Source organism: Sporosarcina sp. FA9 (assembly GCF_051550205.1).
In the GTDB taxonomy this organism is placed as follows: domain Bacteria; phylum Bacillota; class Bacilli; order Bacillales_A; family Planococcaceae; genus Sporosarcina.
In genome coordinates this window covers 2,068,290-2,090,707 of sequence record NZ_CP188819.1, presented here as the reverse complement: position 1 = coordinate 2,090,707, position 22,418 = coordinate 2,068,290, and the positions used below count along the sequence as shown (strand labels likewise).

Annotated in this window: 24 protein-coding genes; 21 read left to right on the top strand and 3 right to left on the bottom strand. The window is 38.0% G+C overall.

Translation table 11 applies throughout. The annotated features are described in order from the left end of the window. The first annotated feature begins 43 nt into the window (after positions 1-43). The 9 genes from ACP8HH_RS10450 to recO are packed head-to-tail and all read left to right on the top strand — an operon-like array spanning position 44 to position 7,548. Positions 44-301 (top strand): hypothetical protein, encoded by a 258-nt coding sequence (locus ACP8HH_RS10450; protein WP_438311015.1) that lies wholly within the window; start codon positions 44-46, stop codon positions 299-301. Further along, positions 276-1,400: a sporulation protein YqfD gene (locus ACP8HH_RS10445; RefSeq protein WP_438311012.1), complete on the top strand. Its 1,125-nt coding sequence runs from the start codon at positions 276-278 to the stop codon at positions 1,398-1,400. Before ACP8HH_RS10450 ends, ACP8HH_RS10445 begins: the two co-directional genes overlap by 26 nt. Positions 1,401-1,405: 5 nt before the next feature. Continuing rightward, entirely contained in the window at positions 1,406-2,365 is a 960-nt protein-coding gene (locus ACP8HH_RS10440) for a PhoH family protein (protein ID WP_438311009.1), read from the top strand. Between the two features lie 47 nt (positions 2,366-2,412). Next, positions 2,413-4,548, top strand: a complete 2,136-nt coding sequence (locus ACP8HH_RS10435) for an HD family phosphohydrolase (protein ID WP_438311006.1) — start codon at positions 2,413-2,415, stop codon at positions 4,546-4,548. Positions 4,549-4,568: 20 nt separating this feature from the next. After that, positions 4,569-5,039: an rRNA maturation RNase YbeY gene (ybeY, locus tag ACP8HH_RS10430; RefSeq protein ID WP_438311003.1), complete on the top strand. Its 471-nt coding sequence runs from the start codon at positions 4,569-4,571 to the stop codon at positions 5,037-5,039. Between the two features lie 6 nt (positions 5,040-5,045). Then, positions 5,046-5,396 carry a diacylglycerol kinase family protein gene (locus ACP8HH_RS10425; protein ID WP_438311000.1) on the top strand — a complete coding sequence of 117 codons (351 nt, stop codon included), beginning with the start codon at positions 5,046-5,048 and terminating at the stop codon, positions 5,394-5,396. Between the two features lie 18 nt (positions 5,397-5,414). Next, positions 5,415-5,825, top strand: coding sequence for a cytidine deaminase (locus ACP8HH_RS10420; protein ID WP_438310998.1), 411 nt, complete (start codon positions 5,415-5,417; stop codon positions 5,823-5,825). Further along, positions 5,809-6,723 (top strand): GTPase Era, encoded by a 915-nt coding sequence (era, locus tag ACP8HH_RS10415; RefSeq protein WP_438310996.1) that lies wholly within the window; start codon positions 5,809-5,811, stop codon positions 6,721-6,723. The genes ACP8HH_RS10420 and era overlap by 17 nt, the downstream gene beginning before the upstream one ends. A gap of 45 nt (positions 6,724-6,768) precedes the next feature. Further along, positions 6,769-7,548 (top strand): DNA repair protein RecO, encoded by a 780-nt coding sequence (gene recO / locus ACP8HH_RS10410; RefSeq protein ID WP_438310994.1) that lies wholly within the window; start codon positions 6,769-6,771, stop codon positions 7,546-7,548. A 37-nt stretch (positions 7,549-7,585) separates the two neighbouring features. On the opposite strand, the gene ACP8HH_RS10405 is transcribed toward recO, so the two are convergent. Beyond that, positions 7,586-8,962: a glycine--tRNA ligase gene (locus ACP8HH_RS10405; protein WP_438310991.1), complete on the bottom strand. Its 1,377-nt coding sequence runs from the start codon at positions 8,960-8,962 to the stop codon at positions 7,586-7,588. Between the two features lie 368 nt (positions 8,963-9,330). Here ACP8HH_RS10405 and ACP8HH_RS10400 point away from each other — a divergent pair, with 368 nt between their 5' ends. The 9 genes from ACP8HH_RS10400 (at position 9,331) to ACP8HH_RS10360 (ending at position 18,379) form a co-directional block, all read left to right on the top strand. After that, the gene (locus ACP8HH_RS10400) at positions 9,331-9,969 is read left to right on the top strand and encodes a helix-turn-helix transcriptional regulator (protein WP_438310989.1); all 639 of its coding nucleotides are present in this window, start codon (positions 9,331-9,333) and stop codon (positions 9,967-9,969) included. Positions 9,970-9,981: 12 nt separating this feature from the next. Further along, entirely contained in the window at positions 9,982-10,788 is an 807-nt protein-coding gene (locus ACP8HH_RS10395; RefSeq protein WP_438310987.1) for a pyruvate, water dikinase regulatory protein, read from the top strand. A gap of 241 nt (positions 10,789-11,029) precedes the next feature. Then, positions 11,030-12,838: a DNA primase gene (gene dnaG, locus ACP8HH_RS10390; protein WP_438310986.1), complete on the top strand. Its 1,809-nt coding sequence runs from the start codon at positions 11,030-11,032 to the stop codon at positions 12,836-12,838. Between the two features lie 34 nt (positions 12,839-12,872). Then, positions 12,873-14,000, top strand: a complete 1,128-nt coding sequence (gene rpoD / locus ACP8HH_RS10385) for an RNA polymerase sigma factor RpoD (RefSeq protein WP_438310983.1) — start codon at positions 12,873-12,875, stop codon at positions 13,998-14,000. Positions 14,001-14,090: 90 nt separating this feature from the next. Continuing rightward, a complete protein-coding gene (locus ACP8HH_RS10380; RefSeq protein ID WP_438310981.1) occupies positions 14,091-14,618 on the top strand; it encodes a hypothetical protein in 528 nt (175 codons plus the stop codon). 90 nt (positions 14,619-14,708) lie between these two features. Next, a complete protein-coding gene (locus tag ACP8HH_RS10375; RefSeq protein ID WP_438319119.1) occupies positions 14,709-15,848 on the top strand; it encodes an acyl-CoA dehydrogenase family protein in 1,140 nt (379 codons plus the stop codon). 211 nt (positions 15,849-16,059) lie between these two features. Continuing rightward, the gene (locus ACP8HH_RS10370; RefSeq protein WP_438310979.1) at positions 16,060-16,443 is read left to right on the top strand and encodes a c-type cytochrome; all 384 of its coding nucleotides are present in this window, start codon (positions 16,060-16,062) and stop codon (positions 16,441-16,443) included. A 122-nt stretch (positions 16,444-16,565) separates the two neighbouring features. Then, positions 16,566-17,264 (top strand): tRNA (adenine(22)-N(1))-methyltransferase, encoded by a 699-nt coding sequence (locus ACP8HH_RS10365; protein WP_438310977.1) that lies wholly within the window; start codon positions 16,566-16,568, stop codon positions 17,262-17,264. Beyond that, positions 17,261-18,379, top strand: coding sequence for a Nif3-like dinuclear metal center hexameric protein (locus ACP8HH_RS10360; protein WP_438310975.1), 1,119 nt, complete (start codon positions 17,261-17,263; stop codon positions 18,377-18,379). The genes ACP8HH_RS10365 and ACP8HH_RS10360 overlap by 4 nt, the downstream gene beginning before the upstream one ends. A 236-nt stretch (positions 18,380-18,615) precedes the next feature. On the opposite strand, the gene ACP8HH_RS10355 is transcribed toward ACP8HH_RS10360, so the two are convergent. Both ACP8HH_RS10355 and vrrA read right to left on the bottom strand, forming a co-directional pair. Then, on the bottom strand, positions 18,616-19,587 hold the full coding sequence (locus tag ACP8HH_RS10355; protein ID WP_438310973.1) for a 4-hydroxy-3-methylbut-2-enyl diphosphate reductase: 972 nt from the start codon (positions 19,585-19,587) through the stop codon (positions 18,616-18,618). 63 nt (positions 19,588-19,650) lie between these two features. Continuing rightward, the gene (vrrA, locus tag ACP8HH_RS10350) at positions 19,651-19,917 is read right to left on the bottom strand and encodes a VrrA/YqfQ family protein (protein ID WP_438310971.1); all 267 of its coding nucleotides are present in this window, start codon (positions 19,915-19,917) and stop codon (positions 19,651-19,653) included. A 2-nt stretch (positions 19,918-19,919) separates the two neighbouring features. On the opposite strand from vrrA, the gene ACP8HH_RS10345 reads away from it, so the two are divergent. From ACP8HH_RS10345 to ACP8HH_RS10335, 3 genes are read left to right on the top strand one after another with little or no spacing between them, the layout of a single operon-like run. Continuing rightward, positions 19,920-20,189: a hypothetical protein gene (locus ACP8HH_RS10345; protein WP_438310968.1), complete on the top strand. Its 270-nt coding sequence runs from the start codon at positions 19,920-19,922 to the stop codon at positions 20,187-20,189. A 30-nt stretch (positions 20,190-20,219) separates the two neighbouring features. Then, positions 20,220-21,515: a DEAD/DEAH box helicase gene (locus tag ACP8HH_RS10340; RefSeq protein WP_438310966.1), complete on the top strand. Its 1,296-nt coding sequence runs from the start codon at positions 20,220-20,222 to the stop codon at positions 21,513-21,515. Next, the gene (locus tag ACP8HH_RS10335) at positions 21,512-22,417 is read left to right on the top strand and encodes a deoxyribonuclease IV (RefSeq protein WP_438310963.1); all 906 of its coding nucleotides are present in this window, start codon (positions 21,512-21,514) and stop codon (positions 22,415-22,417) included. Before ACP8HH_RS10340 ends, ACP8HH_RS10335 begins: the two co-directional genes overlap by 4 nt. Position 22,418 lies beyond the last annotated feature (1 nt).

Here is a 22,418-nt window from a genome sequence, read left to right as displayed (position 1 = left end):
ACCCCCTTACATTTCATAAGATATGTACAGGGGGTTTTCTAATTTGAAAAAACTATTTAATATAGGTCCATCCATATTAATTGACGATTTCTCTTCACTTCGCATTACCGGTCCTTATGCACTTTTAAGCTTAGGTCCCAACTTCGCTACAATAAAATGTGATAATTACACAGTTGAGACGATCGGAGAAGATTTAGTTGTTGATAAACTATTAGATGAGGTTGCAGTTTTTTCATTCTCTTCAATTACTAAAATACAAGTGAGCAAGCAAAAAGATGACGGTAACATCTATGGGTCTTAAACTATATAATATTAGACTACACGGTGCTGGAAATATCATGGCTATGCTTACAAAGCTAAAATCCGTAGGAACTAAGATAACCGGACTAATTATGATTGATGGAGAAGCAAATTTTAGAACAAACCGAAAAGGTGTTCAACAAATTAGAAGATATCGAAGGCGTTATCGATTAAAAGCGAGTATTTCTGAACTTACAAACGACACTAACGCTGGAGCTTTCTTCACCTCTTATCGGTATCTAATCGTGTTCCTAATTCCGCTTATAGGATCGTTTTTTTTATGGACTGTAGATGTAGAGTCTGAAATACCAGAAGTGTCTGAACGAATCGAACAAAAGCTGGTCGATGCCTCAATCGTTACATTTAGACCACTTTTTCTTGTGCCTGACGAAGGAGAAATGCGTAGACATATAATGAAGGATGACCCTTCATTATCATGGGTACGATTTAAGCGAATTGGAACTAATCTCACAGTCATTCCAATGCTATCGCCTGCCTCTGATATCGCGGTGGAAACCACAGGACCCCCGTCTGACCTTGTAGCACGAACAGGCGGTGTAGTTACTAGTTTTGAATTGAAACGTGGTGAACGTGTAGGCCATATACATGAAACGGTAAAAAAAGGTGATTTGCTCGCAACAGGAATATTAGAGCAAGGTGGGAAAACAACAATAGTTGGTGCTGATGGAGCGGTTTATGCTGACTACTGGTTGGAATACTCATTTGTAATCCCAACTCCGTTTCATTTTAAAGTTCAAGGGGAAGAGCAAGTTGAACTATTAGCAACAGGTCCATTAAAAGAAAATTTTAGGACTTTAACGAAAGTGAAAGATTTGAAATCATTATACTTACACTTTTTCACTATAGAGCGTCGTGTTTCTGAAATTGATGAAGTATATGATTTGAATGAAAAAACCGAACAAACCTTACTTATACCAATAATAAAACAGAAATTATTATACGAACAATCGTCAAGTATGATAATTAAAGAGGATAAAGTTTTGCACGTAACATTCGATGATGATAAAGTTAGTGGGACTATATTATTTCTAGTGAACGATAATATTGCTATAAAAAGATCAATATCCCGAGGAGACTGAAGCTATTGGAAGAGCAATTAATTCAACTACATGTGGAAAACCCCGATGAAGCAATAATGTTGCTCGGTATTTCTGACCATAACTTGAAATTAATCGAAGAAGGGCTCGGGATTTCTATTCAAACCCGAGGTGAAACAATTACACTTAGCGGTGAAGAAGAAGGTAGAAATTCGGGTCGTGCCTTATTGGAGCAATTATTAAAAGTAATACGAAAAGGTATTAATATTAATTTAAGAGATGTATCAACGGCACTTGAAATGGTGAAAAGTGGTACAATTGAATACTTTGCAGAACTCTATGATGAAGAAATATCTAGGAATACAAAGGGGAAAGCAATTCGTGCAAAAACAATAGGACAACGTGAGTACGTTCATGCTGTTCGTACACGGGATCTTGTGATTTGTATTGGACCAGCAGGTACCGGAAAAACGTATCTAGCCGTCGTTCTTGCTGTTCAGGCTATGAAAACTGGACATGCGAAACGCATTATTCTAACACGGCCAGCAGTGGAGGCAGGCGAAAGTTTAGGTTTTTTGCCTGGTGATTTAAAAGAAAAAGTAGATCCTTATTTAAGGCCTCTGTATGATGCACTGCACGACATTCTTGGGGCGGAACAAACTGAGCGCCTAATGGATCGCGGTGTTATTGAAATCGCACCACTGGCCTATATGAGAGGCAGAACGCTTGATGATGCGTTTGTCATACTCGATGAAGCACAAAATACTACAAAAGCTCAAATGAAGATGTTTCTAACACGTTTAGGTTTTGGTTCAAAGATGGTTGTAAATGGGGATAAAACTCAAATCGATTTGCCAAAAGGAACTGAATCGGGGTTAATTGCGGCGGAATCTATTCTGAAAAATGTACATGATATCCATTTCCAGTACTTGGAACAAGGCGATGTTGTACGTCATCCGCTCGTTGCTAAAATTATAGACGCATACGATAGTGAGCAGTCATCTTAATTGACTGCTTTCTCATATAGAAAAGAGATACTGGGGGATGAAATCTAATGTTTCAGCCAATGGATAAATTTCTTAAATTATTAAAATCACTAAAATTTAATTATTTGTCAATTTTTCTTATAGGTTTAAGCGGAATCGTTCTTTTTTCCTTAATGTATAGTGGTATAAAAGAGGAAACGTATAAGTTAACCGAGTTTCAAATTTCACCCGAAACAATCCGTTCAATAAAGACGATTGAAGATACTGTGAAAACGGAAGAGGACAGAGAAAGGGCAGCACTTGAAGTTAGTCCAAACTACCAGTTAAACGAAGATGTTGCAAAAAATCGACAAGCGATTGCAACTCTGTTATTTGATTTGGTTATTGAAGTGAAAAACAATGCTGTGGCTGAAGCCCTAAAAACGGAGACACCGAAAAAATCGGGAAAAGATCTTGTGAAAGAACTACGTGAAAAACTTGTAACTTTTGAAGAGGAAGAATCATCTATGCGTTTAAATGATGAGGCGCTAGCAAGTCTTTTAGCACAAGACATTCCCTCTTTACTCAGAATACAAAAGGCTTTAGTTACCATAATAGGTGAGGAATTATCGAAGCCGGTGCGTACAAGTGATCTTACAGCTGTGAAATATGAAATGGAACGAAAACTTCGACTATCGAACTCCATACCAACGAACGTAATGCAAACAGTAATTTTAATTGGTAGATCCGCGATAGTAGAAACTGAAACGATTAATGAAGAGGTAACAAAAACAAGAATAGAGCAAGCAAAAGCAGATGTAGAACCAACACGGATTTTACTCGGACAAGTAGTAGTTCGGGAAGGCCAATTCATAGATCGTGAAATATATAGACAACTGGAACTTCTGGGATTATTGACAAATGAATCTTCATTTAAACCAATTGCGGGATCATTATTATTTTCGCTCTTAATTTCTTCGATAATCTATATGCATTTTAGAACATGGAAAGAAAATAGCGTTGTAAAAAAGAAGTCGTTACTCATTGTATTGACTGTATTTTTACTTCTTGTAATCTTAATGAAACTAACCGCCTTAATTGAAAAAGATTTTGATGTGCTCGTTGCATTTTTATTTCCTACTGCACTTGCGCCTATGCTCGTGAGACTGTTAACAAATGAGCGTCTTGCATTGATGACGACAATCATAACGGCAGCAACAGCCGGTGTTATTTTACAAGAAGGCTTTGCCTCTATTATTCAGATGGAAGTTGCACTTTACATACTTTTTGGTGGATTAACGAGTATTTATTTACTTGGCAATGGTGGTAAGCGTTCGACTATTTTAACGACGAGTGTCGGTGTTGCTTTGACAAATATATTATTTCTAGCATTTTATTTAATTATGACACAGTCCACATATAATTTAACAGAACTGATGTTTTATGCAATTGCTGCAGTAACTTCAGGGGTTCTATCTGGTGCATTAACAATTGGACTAATGCCGTTTTTTGAGACGGCTTTCCGTCTAATGTCTGACATGAGATTAATTGAATTATCGAATCCAAATCATCCTTTGCTCAAAAAAGTATTGACGGAAACTCCAGGCACGTATCACCACAGTGTAATGGTTGCCAATCTATCTGACGCTGCGTGTGAATCCATCGGTGCGAACGGACTTCTTGCAAGAGTGGGCAGTTACTATCATGATATTGGAAAGACGATCCGACCAGGATTTTTTATTGAAAATCAACTTGCGGGACAAAATCCGCATGACTCGTTACCTCCTGAAAAAAGTCGGGATATTATAATTGCACATGCAGAAGATGGTGCAAAACTGCTTGAAAAGCATAAAATGCCTTCCGAAATTATCAATATTGCAAGACAACATCATGGTACAAGTTTATTGAAGTTCTTTTTTGTGAAAGCTCGTGATTCCGGTGCAGAGGTAATAGAAGACGATTATCGATATGCCGGGCCTAAGCCACAAACGAGAGAAATTGCAATTATCTCGATAGCAGATAGTGTAGAAGCTGCTGTTAGATCAATGAAAGATCCCACTTCTTTAAAAATAGCTTCTCTTGTCCATTCAATTATTAATGATAAATTAAATGATGGGCAATTTGATGAATGCGATTTATCGATGAAAGAATTAAGAACTGTTGAAAGAATAATTTGTGAAACCCTAAATGGGATATTCCACAACCGAATTGAATATCCAGAATAAGTGGGAAAGGGGCTTGTAAAATGCTTAATCTTTATTTTAACGATGAAACAGAGACTATTGATAAGGGAAATGAAAAAAAAATATCTGACCTTCTCATTTATGCGGCGGAAGCGGAAGGCTTATCGGGTGAAGCTGAAATATCGATTACATTTATGACGGATGCTGAAATTCAAGAAATCAATGAACAATATCGTGGAATAAATAAACCGACCGACGTGATTTCATTCGCACTCGAAGAATTGACTGAAGATGAAATTGTAATTGTAGTAGAAGAGGGAATGCCCAAAGTTCTAGGGGATATACTGATCTCAGTGGAAACAGCGAGAAGACAGGCACATGATTACGGACATGACTTTGACCGGGAAATCGGCTTTCTTGCATTACATGGCTTACTTCATCTGCTTGGATACGATCATCAAACGCCTGAGGAAGAAACGGAAATGTTCGGTAGGCAGAAAGAAATTCTTGAATCGTTTGGACTTAGGAGGTAACCTTCTATGCGAAAATTTTTCAAAGCATTTAAGTATGCATGGGATGGCATTCTTTTTGGGTTACGAGTAGAACGCAACTTGAAGTTCCATTTCTTAGCTGGTCTAATTGTTGTTATTGCTGGTTTTTTGACAGGACTTACACTTATAGAATGGTTTGTTATATTGATTTTAATAGGGGGAATGCTCTCCCTTGAATTAGTAAATTCCGCAATCGAGCGTGTAGTCAATCTCGTAACTACAGAAATTCACCCACTTGCCAAGCAAGCTAAAGACCTTGCAGCCGGTGCTGTTCTTATTTATGCTGTTATAAGCGGAGTTATAGGTTTGCTATTATTTGCATCAAAATGGTTTAAATAATTTAGAAGAGGTGTGTAAATGGATATTAAGGCATTAATTGATGAATCAAAAATAGCGCGTAAAAACGCATATGTGCCCTATTCGAAGTTTTCGGTAGGTGCAGCACTGCTCGCAGAAAACGGTACTGTGTACCACGGCTGTAACATTGAAAATTCGGCATATAGTATGACGAACTGTGCAGAGCGTACAGCGTTTTTTAAGGCGGTTTCAGAAGGCGTACATACATTCAGAGCATTAGCAGTAATAGGAGACACAGAAGGGCCTATTTCGCCTTGTGGAGCTTGTAGACAAGTTATTGCAGAGTTCTGCGATGGTGCAATGCCGGTCTATTTAACAAATCTTAAGGGCGATGTTGTTGAAACAACTGTAGCTGAACTATTACCAGGAGCATTTTCAAAGGAGGATCTTAATTTTGCAAACAAACAATAAATCATTTAAGTCAGGATTCATATCAATAATAGGTCGTCCAAACGTAGGTAAATCAACATTTTTAAATCATGTTGTTGGGCAGAAAATCGCAATAATGAGTGATAAGCCACAAACGACAAGAAACAAAGTGCAAGGTGTTGTAACAACAGAAGATTCACAAATGATTTATATCGATACTCCTGGAATTCATAAACCGAAGCATAAACTTGGCGATTTCATGGTGAAATCTGCTCGTAATACACTTAAAGAAGTAGATGTTATTATGTTTATGGTGAATGCTGAGGAAAAAATTGGTCCTGGAGATCGTTATATTATTGAAATGCTCGAACATACAGAGACCCCTGTCTTTTTAATCATAAATAAAATAGATCTTGTACATCCAGATCAATTATTGGAAATCATTGTTTCTTATAAAAACGAATATGACTTCGCGGAGATTGTACCAATATCAGCTTTAAACGGAAATAATACGGACCGTTTACTTGAAACACTTAAAAAGTACTTGCCTTTAGGTCCGAAATACTACCCAGATGATCAGGTAACGGATCATCCTGAACGATTTATTATTTCTGAATTAATTCGTGAAAAAGTATTGCATTTAACTAGAGAAGAAATTCCTCATTCTGTAGCGGTCATCATCGAGAAAATTGAACGCGAAGAGAAGCGGGAATTGGTAAATGTAATGGCTACGATAATTGTTGATCGTGATTCTCAAAAAGGTATTGTTATTGGTAAAAAAGGTGTGCTGTTAAAAGAAATTGGTACAAAAGCTCGCTATGATATAGAAATGCTCCTAGGTTCTAAAGTTTTCCTAGAATTATGGGTGAAAGTTCAAAAAGATTGGCGTAATAAACCGGGTCGATTGAAAGAATTTGGCTTTAATGATGAGGAATATTAAGCAATTATGGATTTTGTTACCTAGATAAAAAGGGAAGTGTCTAATTTGATGAACAAATGGGAAGGAATTGTCATTCGGAGTATCCCATACGGAGAGTCAAACAGTATAGTTACCCTTTATACTCGGGAAGCAGGAAAAGTAACGGCAATGGCACGTGGAGCGAAAAAACCAAGAAGTAAATTAGTTGCAGTTACACAATTGTTCACATATGGTTCGTTCCTAATTCGAAAAGGACGGGGAATGGGGACACTTGAGCAGGGCGAGCAAATCAATTCGATGCGCTTTATTCGAGAGGATCTTGAAGCTATGGCGTATACAAGTTATATCGTTGAGATTGTTGATCGTTTAACTGAAGAAAATGAAAGAAGACAAGGGGTTTATACTCTTTTATATGAAGCTCTCAATGCAATTAATGAGCATTATGACCCCGAAGCTATTTCACTTTTTGTAGAATGGAAAATGCTGGTTGTTGGAGGAATCCATCCGATTTTACATGAATGTGCTAATTGTCATGCCACCGAAGGAGAGTTTGCATTTTCCTTTAGAGCAATCGGTTTTATATGTCATAGGTGTTTTCATACGGATAAATATTCAGTTCGTATAACTCCAAATCAATTAAAACTCATTCGTACATTTGCGACTGTTCCAATTAGTAGTGTTGGAGACTTAACGCTAAAAAAAGAGACGAAAACATTCTTGAAAAGGATTGTTCGGACGGTTTATGATGAACAACTAGGTGTTTATTTTAAAACGAGGGCGTTCTTAGATCAGCTTGAAACTACACCAAATCTTTTACCTATAAAAAGAGCTCCTAAAGAAGAATAAATTCTTCTTTAGGAGCTTTTATTTTGAAAAATTTTAATTAAAATACTAAGTGTTTTGCAATATAGTCTTTTACTTCATCAATTGGAATGCGAACTTGTTCCATCGAATCACGATGTCTAACTGTCACTTTGCGGTCCTCTTCGGAATCAAAATCATATGTGATGCAAAACGGCGTTCCGATTTCATCTTGTCGACGATAGCGTCTACCTATAGATTGAGAATCATCATATTGAACAACGAAGTGTTTGCGCAGTTCTGCATAGACTTCATCCGCTCCTTCTGAAAGTTTTTTTGAAAGCGGAAGAATTGCTGCCTTGACAGGCGCCAAAGCGGGGTGGAAACGTAGAACAGTACGCTTGTCATCACCCTCAAGCGCTTCCTCGCTGTATGCATCTGTAAGAAATGCAAGTGTTACACGATCCGCACCGAGTGATGGTTCGATACAGTATGGTACAAACTTTTCATTTGTTATTGGATCTTGGTAGTGGAAATCTTCTCCAGAGAATTCCATATGGCGTTTCAAGTCGAAATCTGTTCTATTGGCAATTCCCCATAGTTCACCCCAACCAAATGGGAATTTATATTCTATATCCACTGTACCTTTGGAGTAATGTGAAAGCTCATCTTCATCATGCACGCGTAATCTCATATTTGCTTCTGTAAGTCCTAGATTTAATAAGAAGTTTTTTGAGTAGTCACGCCAGAATTCATACCACTTCATATCCTCGCCAGGTTTACAGAAGAACTCTAACTCCATTTGTTCAAATTCACGAGTACGGAAAGTGAAATTACCTGGAGTAATTTCATTTCTGAAACTTTTTCCTATTTGTGCAATACCAAAAGGCATTTTCTTGCGCATCGAACGTTGAACATTTTTAAAGTTAACAAAAATCCCTTGTGCTGTTTCAGGTCTTAAGAAAATTTCATTTGCTGAAGCATCCGTTACACCTTGGCTCGTTTTGAACATTAAATTGAATTGACGGATATCCGTGTAATCATTTGCACCACATGTTGGGCAAATAACTTCGTGTTCAGAAATGAGCTCTGCCATTTTATCAAAGGATAAGCCGTCAACAATCATTTCAATACCCTTTTTATCAAGTGCATCTTCAATTAGTTTGTCCGCTCTGTGGCGTGTATTACATTTTTTACAGTCAATCATTGGGTCATTAAAGTTACCGATATGGCCCGAAGCTTCCCAAACTCTTGGATTCATAAGAATTGCAGCATCAAGTCCAACGTTGTACGGCGACTCTTGAACAAACTTTTGCCACCATGCTTTTTTGATATTGTTCTTTAATTCGATTCCAAGTGGCCCGTAATCCCACGTATTCGCTAGACCCCCGTAAATTTCAGATCCCGGGAAAACAAAACCTCTTGCTTTTGATAAGTTAACAATTTTTTCCATCGACATAAAATGATCCCTCCAATTAGTAATTAAATCCGCCGGAGGCTTTAATCTTTTCAGTAGTAGCCTTAAGCTGAAAAAAATAAAAAGCACCCATCCACGGACATATAGTCCGAGGACGAGTGCATAATGACCCGCGGTTCCACCTCGTTTGGCTACTTAAATAGCCCTCTTAAAAAAATACATGACTCCAGGTTTCCTTTTCATGTCGGTGCAGACTTTCACTGTCTCTGCTCGCTAACTTTTGACATTACTTATAGACCCTTCTACGTCTATTTAGTTCATAAAATAGTGTAGCACGATTTCCCTTTCTTCGCAATAGACGGCAACTTCATATATAATACTTAGGTATATAGAATTGATTGTTTAGGGCGGTGACTCATATGGAACTAAATAAGCGCCAGATGGAAATTCTGGAAATAGTCAAAGCGAATGTTCCAATTACTGGGGAACAGATTTCTGAAAGGCTTGGTCTCGCTCGAGCAACAATACGTCCGGACCTTGCAATTTTAACGATGGCCGGCTATCTTGATGCACGTCCAAGGGTCGGCTATTTTTATTCTGGTAAGAAACCTGCACAGTCTATTGAAGAAAGTATGATTGGCATGAAGGTTAGGGATTTTCAGTCGATGCCAGTTGTTGTAACAGAACAGATATCCGTTTATGATGCAATCTGTCATATTTTCTTAGAAGATGTTGGAACTTTGTTTGTTGTAGACAATGATTCCTTTCTAACGGGTGTTCTTTCGAGAAAAGATTTACTTAGGACAAGTCTTGGTGGTAATGATTTAAATAAAATGCCCGTTCATGTAATTATGACACGCATGCCCAATATTACGTACTGTAAAAAACAAGATACATTAATTGACGTTGCAAAAAAGATGATTGATAAACAAATTGATGCACTTCCCGTTATTGACAAGTATGCTGAAGGTCTTAAAGTGGTTGGCAGGATAACGAAAACAAACATCACTGCAGCATTCTTATCGCTAGGGGATGAGCATGAATTGTAAGGGGGGATATAAGTGACAAAACTAACGTTATTTATCGTTTCAGATTCTATTGGTGAAACTGCAGAACTAGTTGCAAAGGCTGCAGTAAGCCAATTTAGCGAAGGGTTGGAAACAGTATCTGTCAAACGTTTTTCACATGTAGAAGAAGAATCACAATTAAGGGAAATCGCATTTTTAGCAAAACAACAAAATGCATTAGTAATTTATACACTCGTTAAAAGCAATATGCGGAAAAAACTACTTGAAGATTGCGATTCACAAGGAATTCAATGTATCGATCTTCTCGGGCCTCTAGTAGATGTGTTAAGTATAAATCTTGGTGAAAAACCGTTAGAAGAGCCCGGTCTCGTTAGACAGCTTGATGATGAGTATTTTAAAAAAATTGAAGCCATTGAATTTGCGGTAAAATACGATGATGGTCGTGACCCACGTGGAATAAAAAAAGCAGATATAGTGCTTATTGGTGTTTCGAGAACCTCGAAAACGCCCTTATCCCAATATCTGGCTCATAAACGCTATAAAGTGGCCAATGTTCCATTAGTTCCAGAAGTTAACCCACCTGATGAATTATTTGAAATTGATCCAAACAAGTGTTTTGCATTGGTAATTTCTCCTGAAAAGTTAAATTGTATTCGAAAAGAAAGACTAATTGCGCTTGGTCTGAAAGATGATGCTAATTATGCACAACTCGATCGCATAAAAAAAGAAATCATACATTTTGAAAATGTTGTATCTAAAATAGGGTGTACAGTTATTGATGTAACGAATCGGGCTGTTGAGGAAACAGCAAATGTGATTGTGAGTAAATTAACAAAGTGAAATAAATAATTAGAAAGAACCATCCATATATGTGGGTAGGTTCTTATTTTATGGCTATTTGTCTTGGAGTAGATTATAATTCATAAGTTAATGTTTACCTTTAATCTTAAATACTCGAAAAAGGCATTGAACTAGTGTAAAATTATAGTTTCGAAGAATTATTGAATGTATTTGTCGAAATATGAAGGGTTTTTGAAGAAAACAGCGAAAATAAGTAGTTAAAGCAGAAAATGGTGATTGAATGACGAGAATACCAGAGGAGACTATTGAGGCGATTCGTTCAAAGACAGATATTGTTGATCTTGTCGGCGAATATGTACAGCTAACAAAAAGAGGTAAGAACTGGTTTGGGCTTTGTCCATTTCATGGAGAAAATTCACCTTCATTTTCTGTTTCTGAAGATAAACAACTTTTCCATTGTTTTGGATGCGGCGCTAGTGGAAATGCAATCACATTTGTTATGGATATTGAAAACAGCCCTTTTGCGGAAGCATTGGTTAAACTTGCAGCTCGAACAGGTATTGAGATAGGTGTTGACATTCAAAATGATTCTGCATCAAACTCTCGAAATGAATATAAACATATGTTTGAAGCTCATTCGCTTGCTGCAAATTTTTACAATCACTTACTTTTAAACACTGTTGAAGGTGAAGAAGCACTTCAATATCTTGAAAAAAGAGGGTTTACTAGGGACAGTCTCGAAAAATATGAGATTGGGTGGTCACTTGATAACTCAAGTGCTTTAGCGGATTTGCTGAAAAGGAAAGGTTTTGATCTAAAAGATATGGAACGTGCAGGTCTTTGTATTATGAAAGACGATGGAACAGGCTTTTTTGATCGGTTCCGTGGGCGTATTATGTTCCCTTTACAAGATGATAATGGAGCAGTAGTTGCATTTTCAGGAAGGACGTTATTGGATTCGAAGCAGGAAGCAAAATATCTTAATAGTCCTGAAACGCCGATATTCGAAAAAAGTCGAATTTTATACAATTTTCATAATGCACGTCTTAACGTTCGAAAAACGGGTAAAGTAATACTGTTTGAAGGATTTATGGATACAATTTCGGCGAATCGGGCAGACATACTAAATAGCGTTGCTGTCATGGGTACTTCGTTGTCAGATACGCATCTAATAAAGTTGAAACGAATCGCAAAAGAAATAATTATTTGCTGCGACGGCGATAATGCGGGATGGGAAGCAGCAAAAAGATTTGCAGTTCTGGCCATTAAGAAAGGGATGGAGGTCCAAATAGCACTGCTGCCGGAGAAAATGGATCCGGATGATTACATTAGTGAACATGGGGCAGATGCTTTTCGTAATAAAATCATTGGTAATCCACATCCATATATGTCTTTTATTATGGCATATGCAAAGAGGTCAAAGAATCTTTCCAACCAGAATGACGTCTTACAGTTCATACATGAAGTTCTGGAGGAGCTAACCACGCGTACGTCTCCAGTTGAACGGGATATGTATATTCGCCTGATTTCGGATGAAACTGGAATCTCAAAAGATGCGATTAATCAGCAGTTTCTAAAAATGGCTGGTAAACAAGCAAAGCAAACAAAATTAATTCCACAAAATGCAGCAACTATTCCTACAGTAGTATCGAACAAAAAGGTTACAGGAACTGAGCGGGCAGAACGTCTTTTACTTTTTCATTTATTAAATGACGGGGCTTTATTTGATCGCTTCCGGGAAGAGAGACGCGAACTTTTTATACGTGATGATTATTCTGCAATATTTGTGCGTCTTGCAGGTTTTTATGAAAAACATGGTTCTCCCGATTTCCATAGATTTGCGGAATCATTGGAGGATCGTGAATTAAGAAAAATTGTCCTGGATGCTGCAATGGTCGAACGAGACCCCGAGCATGCTGAAGAAGAAATTGATGATTGCATCAGTCATATTGAAAAGTTTCGAGTTCGGATTAAAATCGACGAAAAAATCCTAGAATCAAAAGAAGCTGAAAAGGTAAATGATCACACCCGGGCACTGGAGCTAGCCAGGGAAATTATACAGCTCCGGAAATCAGTAATGGCATTATAAGCCACTGTCCGGTGTTAGAAGGAGGAACGTTAAGATGAGCAAAAAAGAATTGTCTGGGGACATAGAAGCAGAAATGTCAATAGAAGAAACAAAAGCAAAGTTGATGGAAGCGGGAAAGAAAACAGGGGAATTAACATTAGATGAGGTGACCGAGAAACTTTCGCAATTCGAAATAGAACCCGAACAATTCGAAGAGTTCCTAGATGCTATTGAGGCGCAAGGTATAGAAATGGACCGGAAATCAGAAAGTGAAGAAGCTGAAGAGGAACCTGGAAAGGCACCCGCCGAAGAAACCAAATTTGATTTAAATGATTTAAGTGTGCCACCAGGTGTTAAGATAAACGATCCGGTTCGAATGTATTTAAAAGAAATTGGTCGTGTAGAACTACTAACGGGACCTGAAGAAGTAGCACTTGCTATTCGAATCATTGAAGGCGATGACTCTGCAAGGAAAGAGCTTGCAGAAGCGAATTTACGTCTTGTAGTAAGTATTGCAAAACGATATGTTGGTCGAGGTATGCTCTTCTTAGATTTAATTCAAGAAGGAAATATGGGCCTTATCAAAGCTGTTGAAAAATTTGATCATACTAAAGGATTTAAATTTAGTACCTATGCGACATGGTGGATTCGACAAGCGATTACACGTGCAATTGCAGACCAAGCACGTACAATTCGTATACCAGTTCATATGGTTGAGACGATTAATAAATTAATCCGTGTTCAACGTCAATTACTTCAAGATTTGGGTCGTGAACCTTCACCGGAAGAAATTGGTGAAGAAATGGATCTAACAGCTGAGCGGGTTAGAGAAATTCTTAAGATCGCACAAGAGCCTGTTTCACTTGAAACACCTATTGGTGAGGAAGATGATTCACACCTTGGAGATTTCATTGAAGATTCGGAAGCGCAATCACCATCGGATCACGCGGCATATGAATTGTTGAAAGAACAATTGGAAGACGTGCTCGATACTTTAACAGATAGAGAAGAGAACGTTTTAAGACTGCGTTTTGGACTTGATGATGGTAGGACAAGAACTCTTGAAGAGGTTGGTAAAGTATTCGGTGTAACACGGGAAAGAATTCGTCAAATCGAAGCAAAGGCTTTACGAAAACTACGTCACCCATCAAGAAGTAAAAGACTTAAAGACTTTCTTGAATAATCTAAAACACCGGCAAATTCCTTGCCGGTATTTTTTTAACCTATAGTAGGGGTGATTTGTATTATTAATAATAAGCGTAAACAAATAATAATGTCCGAAATTATTTACTGGAAACAAAATAAGTTACTGCCGGAGCATTACTGTGATTTCTTGATTTCTCTTTATGCTCAGGGTGAGGAAGAAAATATTGAAAGAGTTGTTCCCCAATCTGTAATTGCGCTGGAAAAAAATAAATTAAAAAGGACATTAATTGTTCTTTCTATTATTGCCCTGCTAGCAAGCATTAGTATGTTCATAGTGTCAATTGACCCTATAATTACACTAGGTTTAACCAGTATCTTATTTTTTTTATATTTATTTTATGCCGTTCGCAGTACAATTAAAAAACGTCAGATCGCACCTTTTTTATACATACTATCAGCATTGTTGTTACTTCTAATATCTATGAAATTATGGAGTACTTATTTCAATGAGAATTCGGTTTTTTTAATTATCATTCTAATATTAAATTGTTTTGTTTGGCTAATTGGCGGTAAATATTTAAAATTAACTTATTTTATGATTTCAGGTGTTGCCGGTCTTCTCGTCATTATAGGTTTTATTATCAGTATGATGTGAATTGTCTTTTATTCATGTAAAGCTTGTTAAGTAGCGGTAATATTCGCTATAATTGAACTTGTAAACGTTTACAAAAAGGGGATGACTATGTTGAATTTTGATTTAACAGAAGAGCAACAAATGATTCGTAAGATGATAAAGGATTTTGCAGATGAAGAAGTCGCACCGGGAGCTATCGCGCGCGATCAATCAAAGGAATTTCCAGTAGAGATATTTAAGAAGTTGTCAAAAATGGGCATGATGGGTTTACCTTTTCCAACAGAGTTTGGTGGGGGTGCGGCCGATACGATAAGTTTCGCAATCGTCACTGAGGAGTTAAGTCGGGCATGTGCATCAACGGGAATTACCTATTCTGCACATATTTCACTGGGGGGTGCACCGCTTAACTTATTTGCGACAGAAGAACAGAAAGAAAAATACTTAACGCCCATTTGTACAGGGGATTCGTTTGGTGCATTTGGACTTACTGAGTCAAATGCTGGTTCGGATGCTGGAGGTACAGAGACGACTGCAAAAGAAGATGGTAATGATTTTATTATTAATGGTTCGAAAGTATATATAACAAACGCTAGCCATGCGAAACATTTGGCGATTACTGCAATCACAGGAATAAATAATGGCGTAAAAGAAATTAGTGCAATTATTGTTCCAACCTCGTCTGAGGGTTTTACGATCCTTGATAAGTATGAAAAGATGGGCTTACATGCTTCAAATACAACTGAACTTATCTTTGATAATGTTAGAGTACCCAAGGAGAACCTTCTAGGAGTGCGTGGGGATGGCTTTAAACAGTTCCTAGTGACTTTGGATGGTGGTAGAATTGGAATCGGTGCAATGGCCGTTGGTATTGCTCAAGCGGCATTTGACCGTGCGCTACGTTATTCAAAAGAACGGAAACAGTTTGGTAAAACACTTTCAGAGTTTCAAATTACTCAGTTCAAATTAGCGGATATGGCGATGAAAATCGAATTGGCACGAACTATGGTATATAAAGCAGCATGGTTAAAAGATCAAGGTCGTCCATTTTCTAAAGAGGCTGCAATGTGTAAACTATATGCATCAGAAATTGCCATGGAGATAACAAGTCAGGCGATCCAAATTCATGGTGGATATGGTTATATGAGAGAATATGAAGTGGAAAGATATATGCGCGATGCAAAACTTCTTGAAATAGGAGAAGGAACGTCCGAAGTGCAACGTATGGTTATTGCAAGACTTATTGGTTGTTAACTCTGAACGAAAATTACGAGCATTTATTTGTATACAGATTGGCCCAATAATCTCCTGAAATGAGAAAGTTATAAATGAAAAGTTTGTCGAATTTGTCACAAACGATGAAAAGAAAGCTTATAACACTTTTAGTTTGCAAGTCAATACAGTACAATAATAGTTGTGAACTGTATTGATTACAGAAAAATTCTTAATGAAGGAGGTTTATTCAATGGGTAAAAATGCTGTAATACCTTATATCCTGATTTTCTCACTTGGTATCGGTTTAATATTCTTCATGTCGATTTATGGCCTTGGTCAAAAAGAGAAAATTGCAAGCCAAGGTGAAGATGGAAAAACTGAAGAAGGTTCAGATGTAACTGTAGCTGATTTCGACGCTGAAGTTGCACAAGGTAAATGTATCGGCTGTCATGGGGGAGACCTTACTGGCGGAATGGGCGGTGCGGCCCCAAGTCTTATTGGTTTAAGCTTGTCCAAGGATGACATTGTAGATATTTTAAATAATGGTTTAGGCGGAATGCCGGCACAGGTACCAAATGCGATTCCAGCTGAACATGTAGATGAAATGGCGGAATATATTCTATCACTTAAATAAAACGTTAAAGAATGAGTCTTCAGTCAACAGTTTATCTGTTGATAGAGGGCTTTTTCTTTTTGTTGTGGAGCAATAGTAATATAATGAGATTATGTAAAAGCAAGTAGAAAGAAGGTATTTCATTGATTACAGAACGTTTATCTAACAGACTTAAAGCGGTTGCATCATTTGTTGAAGAAGGGGCAGTAGTTGCGGATATTGGAAGTGATCATGCTTACCTGCCGTGTTATCTTCTTAAAACAGGGAAAATAAAACAAGCTATAGCAGGTGAAGTAGCGAAAGGTCCGTATGATTCAGCTATGAAAAATGTTTTGAAGGAAGGCTTAGCAGATTCGATTACTGTTCGTTTAGCTGACGGCCTCTTTGCAGTCGAAGTTAATGATTTAGTTGACACAATTACAATTGCTGGAATGGGTGGTACTCTAATTACAACCATCTTGGAAAATGGCAAATCCCAACTTGAATCTATTAAGCGCATTATTGTCCAGCCTAATATCCAGTCAAGCGTCATACGTAAATGGGCCGTTTTCAATGGGTGGAAAATCGTTTCCGAACAAATATTAAAAGAGGACGATAAGATTTATGAAATCTTAAATATGGAAAAAGGTTCGTCCTCTTACGACGAAACTGAAATACTATTAGGCCCTTTTCTATGTTTGGAAAAAAGTGTTGTTTTTCGTGAGAAGTGGGAAAGAGAAATTGTAGAATGGCATCGTGTACTCCTATCGATTGAAGATGCTGAGGAGACAGATGATATTCGAAAGAAAAAAAATCAGTTAAAAAGTCAAATTGATTTAGTAAGAGAGGTGTTGGCGATATGAAAACAGTGAATGGTCATGAAATAATATATTTGTTTGAACAGTGGTCGCCAAAAAAGTATGCGATGGAAGGAGATCCCGTAGGATTACATATTGGTGCTCTTAATCGAACGGTTGAGAAAGTACTTATTACTCTAGATGTAAATGAGGAAGTAGTGGATGAAGCAATCGAAATAGGTGCAACTTTAATCATTGCGCACCATCCCCCAATATTTAGGCCACTAAAAGGAATATTTGTGGATACTCCTCAAGGTAGAGTGATTGAGAAGTGCATTAAAAACAATCTATCTGTTTATGCCGCTCATACAAATTTAGATGTAGCAACTGGTGGAGTGAATGATATGCTTGCGGGCTTACTTGGACTACTAGACACGGAGGTCGTGGAAGTAACTTATTCAGAACCTCTTTATAAATTATCGGTATTTAGTCCAGATTCCCATGTTGATGAAGTTAGACAAGCATTAGCTATGGCAGGGGCAGGCGCAATTGGAGATTATAAAGGATGCAGTTTTACTTCTAGTGGAACTGGTCGTTTTACTCCTAATGAAGGAGCGAAACCGTTTATCGGAAGTGTTGGTAAAATAGAAAGTGTAAGCGAAGAAAAAATTGAAGTCGTTTTACCGGGATCACTTAAACAGAAAGTGTTAAAGGCTATGCTTAAAGCACATCCATATGAAGAGCCGGCATACGATTACTTCATGTTGGAGCAGCATACGAATGAACTTGGTTTAGGACGTATTGGAAAACTTAATGAGGAATTGACACTTGGAAAATTTGCAGAACATGTCAAGTCAGTTTTTGATGTCCCGGCTGTTCGATTTGTCGGAAATCCATCTTCAATAATTAGAAAAGTTGCAGTCCTCGGTGGTGATGGCAATAAGTATATTCATGCTGCAAAAAGAAAAGGTGCAGATGTTCTTGTGACTGGGGATTTATATTACCATATAGCACATGATGCAGAAGCAATTGGTTTAAATGTAGTAGATCCTGGACACAATATTGAAAAAGTAATGATTCAAGGTGTTGCAAACTATATGACGAAAGCTTGTATAACTGCGAAATATAATGTTCAGTTTTATGAATCTAAGATTGTGACAGAACCCTTTCAATTTATCTGAATTCAGGATAGGCCTTCAATTTATATAAGTGGGGAGCAAAGCAAGGAGCTTTTCAATCAGTGGATGTCCAAACTCCAGCTGAATCCAGATAAAGCCTCCGGCGGATGTCATGGATTTTTAGGTGAGCTTTTCGAGCGAGCTCGAAAAAAATCCTGACGCAATTACGCCAAGGCGTAATTGATTTGAGGTTAAAAAAATAAAACCGGCCATCTAGTTGAAATGGGCCGGTTTTATTATTATGCATAGGGTTCGATTCTTACAACGGGTTGCGGGTTTTTAATTCTAGGAAGAATCCGTTCCAGTTTGAATTTCTTTTCAGGATAATGTGTTGTTGGGTCATCATGTTTAAAGTTTTCAAGGAAAGCAGTAACTTCTCTAACAACAAGAGTTGGAGTCGATGCTCCAGCAGTCACAGCTACCGTTTCAATACCTTCTAACCATGAAATTTCAAGTTCAGAAACATCTGAAATTCTGTAAGAAGGCGTATTTGCAATTTCCACAGATACTTGTGTCAAGCGATTGGAGTTATTGCTGAGGGGATCTCCAACAACAATCAAAAGCTCTGCTTCACCAGCTTGTTCTGCAACTGCTTCTTGTCTTACTTGAGTTGCAAGACAAATTTCTTGATGTATTTCAATATGTGGATATTTTACTTGTAGTGCTTCCATGAGGTGGGCTACATCCCACTGACTCATTGTAGTTTGATTTGTAACGATTAGCTTTTCATTTATTACTGTTAAAGCATTTATGTCGTCAATTGTTTCAATAAGATGGACTGCATGGGGCGCAACACCAATCGCACCCTCAGGTTCTGGATGATGTTTTTTGCCAATATAAATAACGTCGTATCCTTCTTTTGTCATTTCTTCTATTAAATCATGAGTAACGGTCACATCAGGACAAGTAGCATCTATTGAAACGAGACCTTTTCTTTTTGCAAGTTCTCTTACCTCAGGAGAAACTCCATGGGCTGTAAAAATAACCGTTCCTTTTTCTACTTTTTCAAGAATTTCAAGCCTGTTTTCTCCATCCAAAGTAACAATACCATCTTCTTCAAATGCGTCAGTAACATGTTTATTGTGGACAATCATTCCTAAAATAAAAATGGGTCTCGGTAAAGTTTTATCGAGTGCTGCATTTCTAGCAATAATCATTGCATCGACAACCCCGTAGCAATAGCCTCTGGGGGTAATCTTTAGTACCTTCATCTACTTCACTCCTCAAATAGGATTTGTAATCTATTATAACGGAGTTTGGAAGCTGTTTCAAAGTTATAACCTGGGAGGCTGAAAGATTCGTGGTATCGACGGCATTGGATTTGCGATAGGTGCTACATTTTGGACGGATCCAGCTTGGGCTATACTACTTGCAACGCTTGGTCCGGTTGGTCCAGTTGTTGAGGGTAGTGATTGAAATCCTTTGTAAAGTTTCCACATAGCAGGTAAGTTCTGCATCATTGGTGCAAACTGCTGTACAACGGGTGCATATTGCTGTGCAGTATTTAAAAAACGATTGGCAGTTTGCATATAGGATTCCATTTTTGAAGGACCCTGAGGGGCTGCTCCTTGCGTTTGGCCCGGGAAGGGACTATTCATTTGCCTGGATTGAAATGGTTGCATTGGAGCTTGTTGTTGACCCTGAAACGGCGGCATGCGAAAGCCCGGTTGTCCCAAAGGATTCTGTGGAGATTGCTGCCGTTCGAATGGATAAAAGGACTGATATCTCATTTTATACTCCTTTCGTCAGTAAAGAATTAAACGAACACATTGTATACTATGCAAAAATGTCATACTACGGAACAGAATCATGATACAATAAGAATAGGTTAGGAGGCATTTAAATGTCGAAATTCACAGATTATAATTTTAAACCGTTCATTCGGGAAGCAATTGATAAGCTCGGTTTTACAGGTCCGACGCCGATTCAAAAAGAAATCATTCCACTTATTCTTAAGGGAACAAGTGCCATTGGTCAAGCACATACGGGGACAGGAAAATCACATAGTTTTCTTATTCCAATACTTGAGCGGACAGATGCATCGTTGAATGATTTGCAAGCAGTTGTTGTTGCACCAACGAGGGAACTAGCTACACAGCTTTATAACGAATTAACAAAAATGACAGAGGGCACGGAAATTCGATCGACGTTACTAATTGGAGGAACAGATAAAGAGAGATCTGTTGACAGACTAAAATCCAATCCACATATTGTCGTAGGTACGCCAGGAAGAATCAGCTATATGGCTGAAAAGGGTGCACTCGGAATTCATACAGCTAAAATACTTGTCATTGATGAGGCAGATTTAGCATTTGACATGGGCTTTATAGAAGATATTGATAAGTTCGCTTCCAAAATGCCAGTAAATCTAGAAATGTATGTCTTTTCAGCAACAATTCCCGAAAAGCTTAAACCATTCCTTACAAAATATATGGAATCGCCAGCGCATATTCAAATTGGTAAGAGTAAATCTCTAACTGAAGGAATGCATTATTCGCTCGTTCCAGTTCGTGGAATGGACAGGCAGAAAAAATTGTTACAAGTAATGGGTGGAATATCTCCTTATTTAGCAATTATTTTTACGAATACAAGACAAAATGCTGATAAACTTGCAAATTTCCTTGCAGAATCCGGTATTAAAACGGGACGTATACATGGTGATTTAACTTCCCGTGAACGTACTCGCATGATGAAGAGGATTCGTGATCTAGATTTCCAATTTATCGTTGCGACAGATCTCGCAGCCCGTGGAATCGATATCCCCGGTGTGAGTCATGTCATCAATTATGAACTTCCAGATGAACTTGAGTTCTTCATACATCGTGTTGGACGTACTGCACGCGCAGGCCTTGAAGGTAATGCGATAACTCTTTACGATCCATCTGAAGAAGATAAAGTGATACGTATTGAACAGATGGGGATTCCATTTGTTCACGAAGAAGTAAAAGATGGTGCATGGGTTGAAGTGAAAGAACGTCATTCTAGAAAAACGCGAGTTAAGACAGTTGACGACATCGACCGTAAAGTTGCTTCATTCATTCGAAAACCCGCAAAAGTTAAACCGGGATATAAAAAGAAAATGACGCAACAAATGGAGCAAATGAAGAAACGGGAAAGGAGAATTAAGCGGAAAAAATGACAAATGAGACACGTTTACTTCTCGGTTCCCATGTTTCGATGAGCGGCAGTAAAATGTTGCTTGGCTCGAGTGAGGACGCATTAAGTTACGGAGCATCTACTTTTATGATTTATACTGGTGCTCCTCAAAACACGCGGAGAAAGCCGATTGAAGAGTTAAATATAGAAGCAGGTCGCAAGCATATGTTGGATAATGGCATAGAAAATATCGTTGTCCATGCCCCGTATATAATAAATCTTGCGAACACGTTCAAACCAGAGACATTTGCACTTGGTGTGGATTTTTTACAAAAAGAAATTGAACGTACTGCTGCACTTGGATCCAATCAAATTGTTTTGCATCCGGGTGCGCATGTAACTGCGGGGGCCGAAAAGGGAATTGCGAAAATTATCGAAGGATTAAATGAAGTTTTATCCCAAGACTATCCTGTTCGGATTGCGTTAGAAACGATGGCCGGTAAAGGAACGGAATGTGGTCGTAGTTTTGATGAAATCGCCGCGATTATTGACGGCGTGACACATAATGATCGACTTTCTGTCTGTTTTGATACATGTCACGTGCATGATGCCGGTTACGACATCGTCAATGACTTTAGTGGAGTACTCGATGAATTTGATCGTATCGTTGGGAAAGACCGTATTTCAGTCATCCATGTAAACGATAGTAAAAACATACGTGGTGCAATGAAGGATCGACACGAGAATATTGGTTTTGGCGAAATTGGCTTTGAACCACTCTCGTTTATAGTTCATCATCCAGATTTTAAAGAAATACCTAAAATTTTGGAAACACCTTTTGTAGGTGCAGATCCGAAAAACAAAAAAGCTCCATATCGATATGAAATTGAAATGTTTAAAGCAAACTTATTTCAGCCTGATAAGATAGAGTTGTTGAAAGTATAAT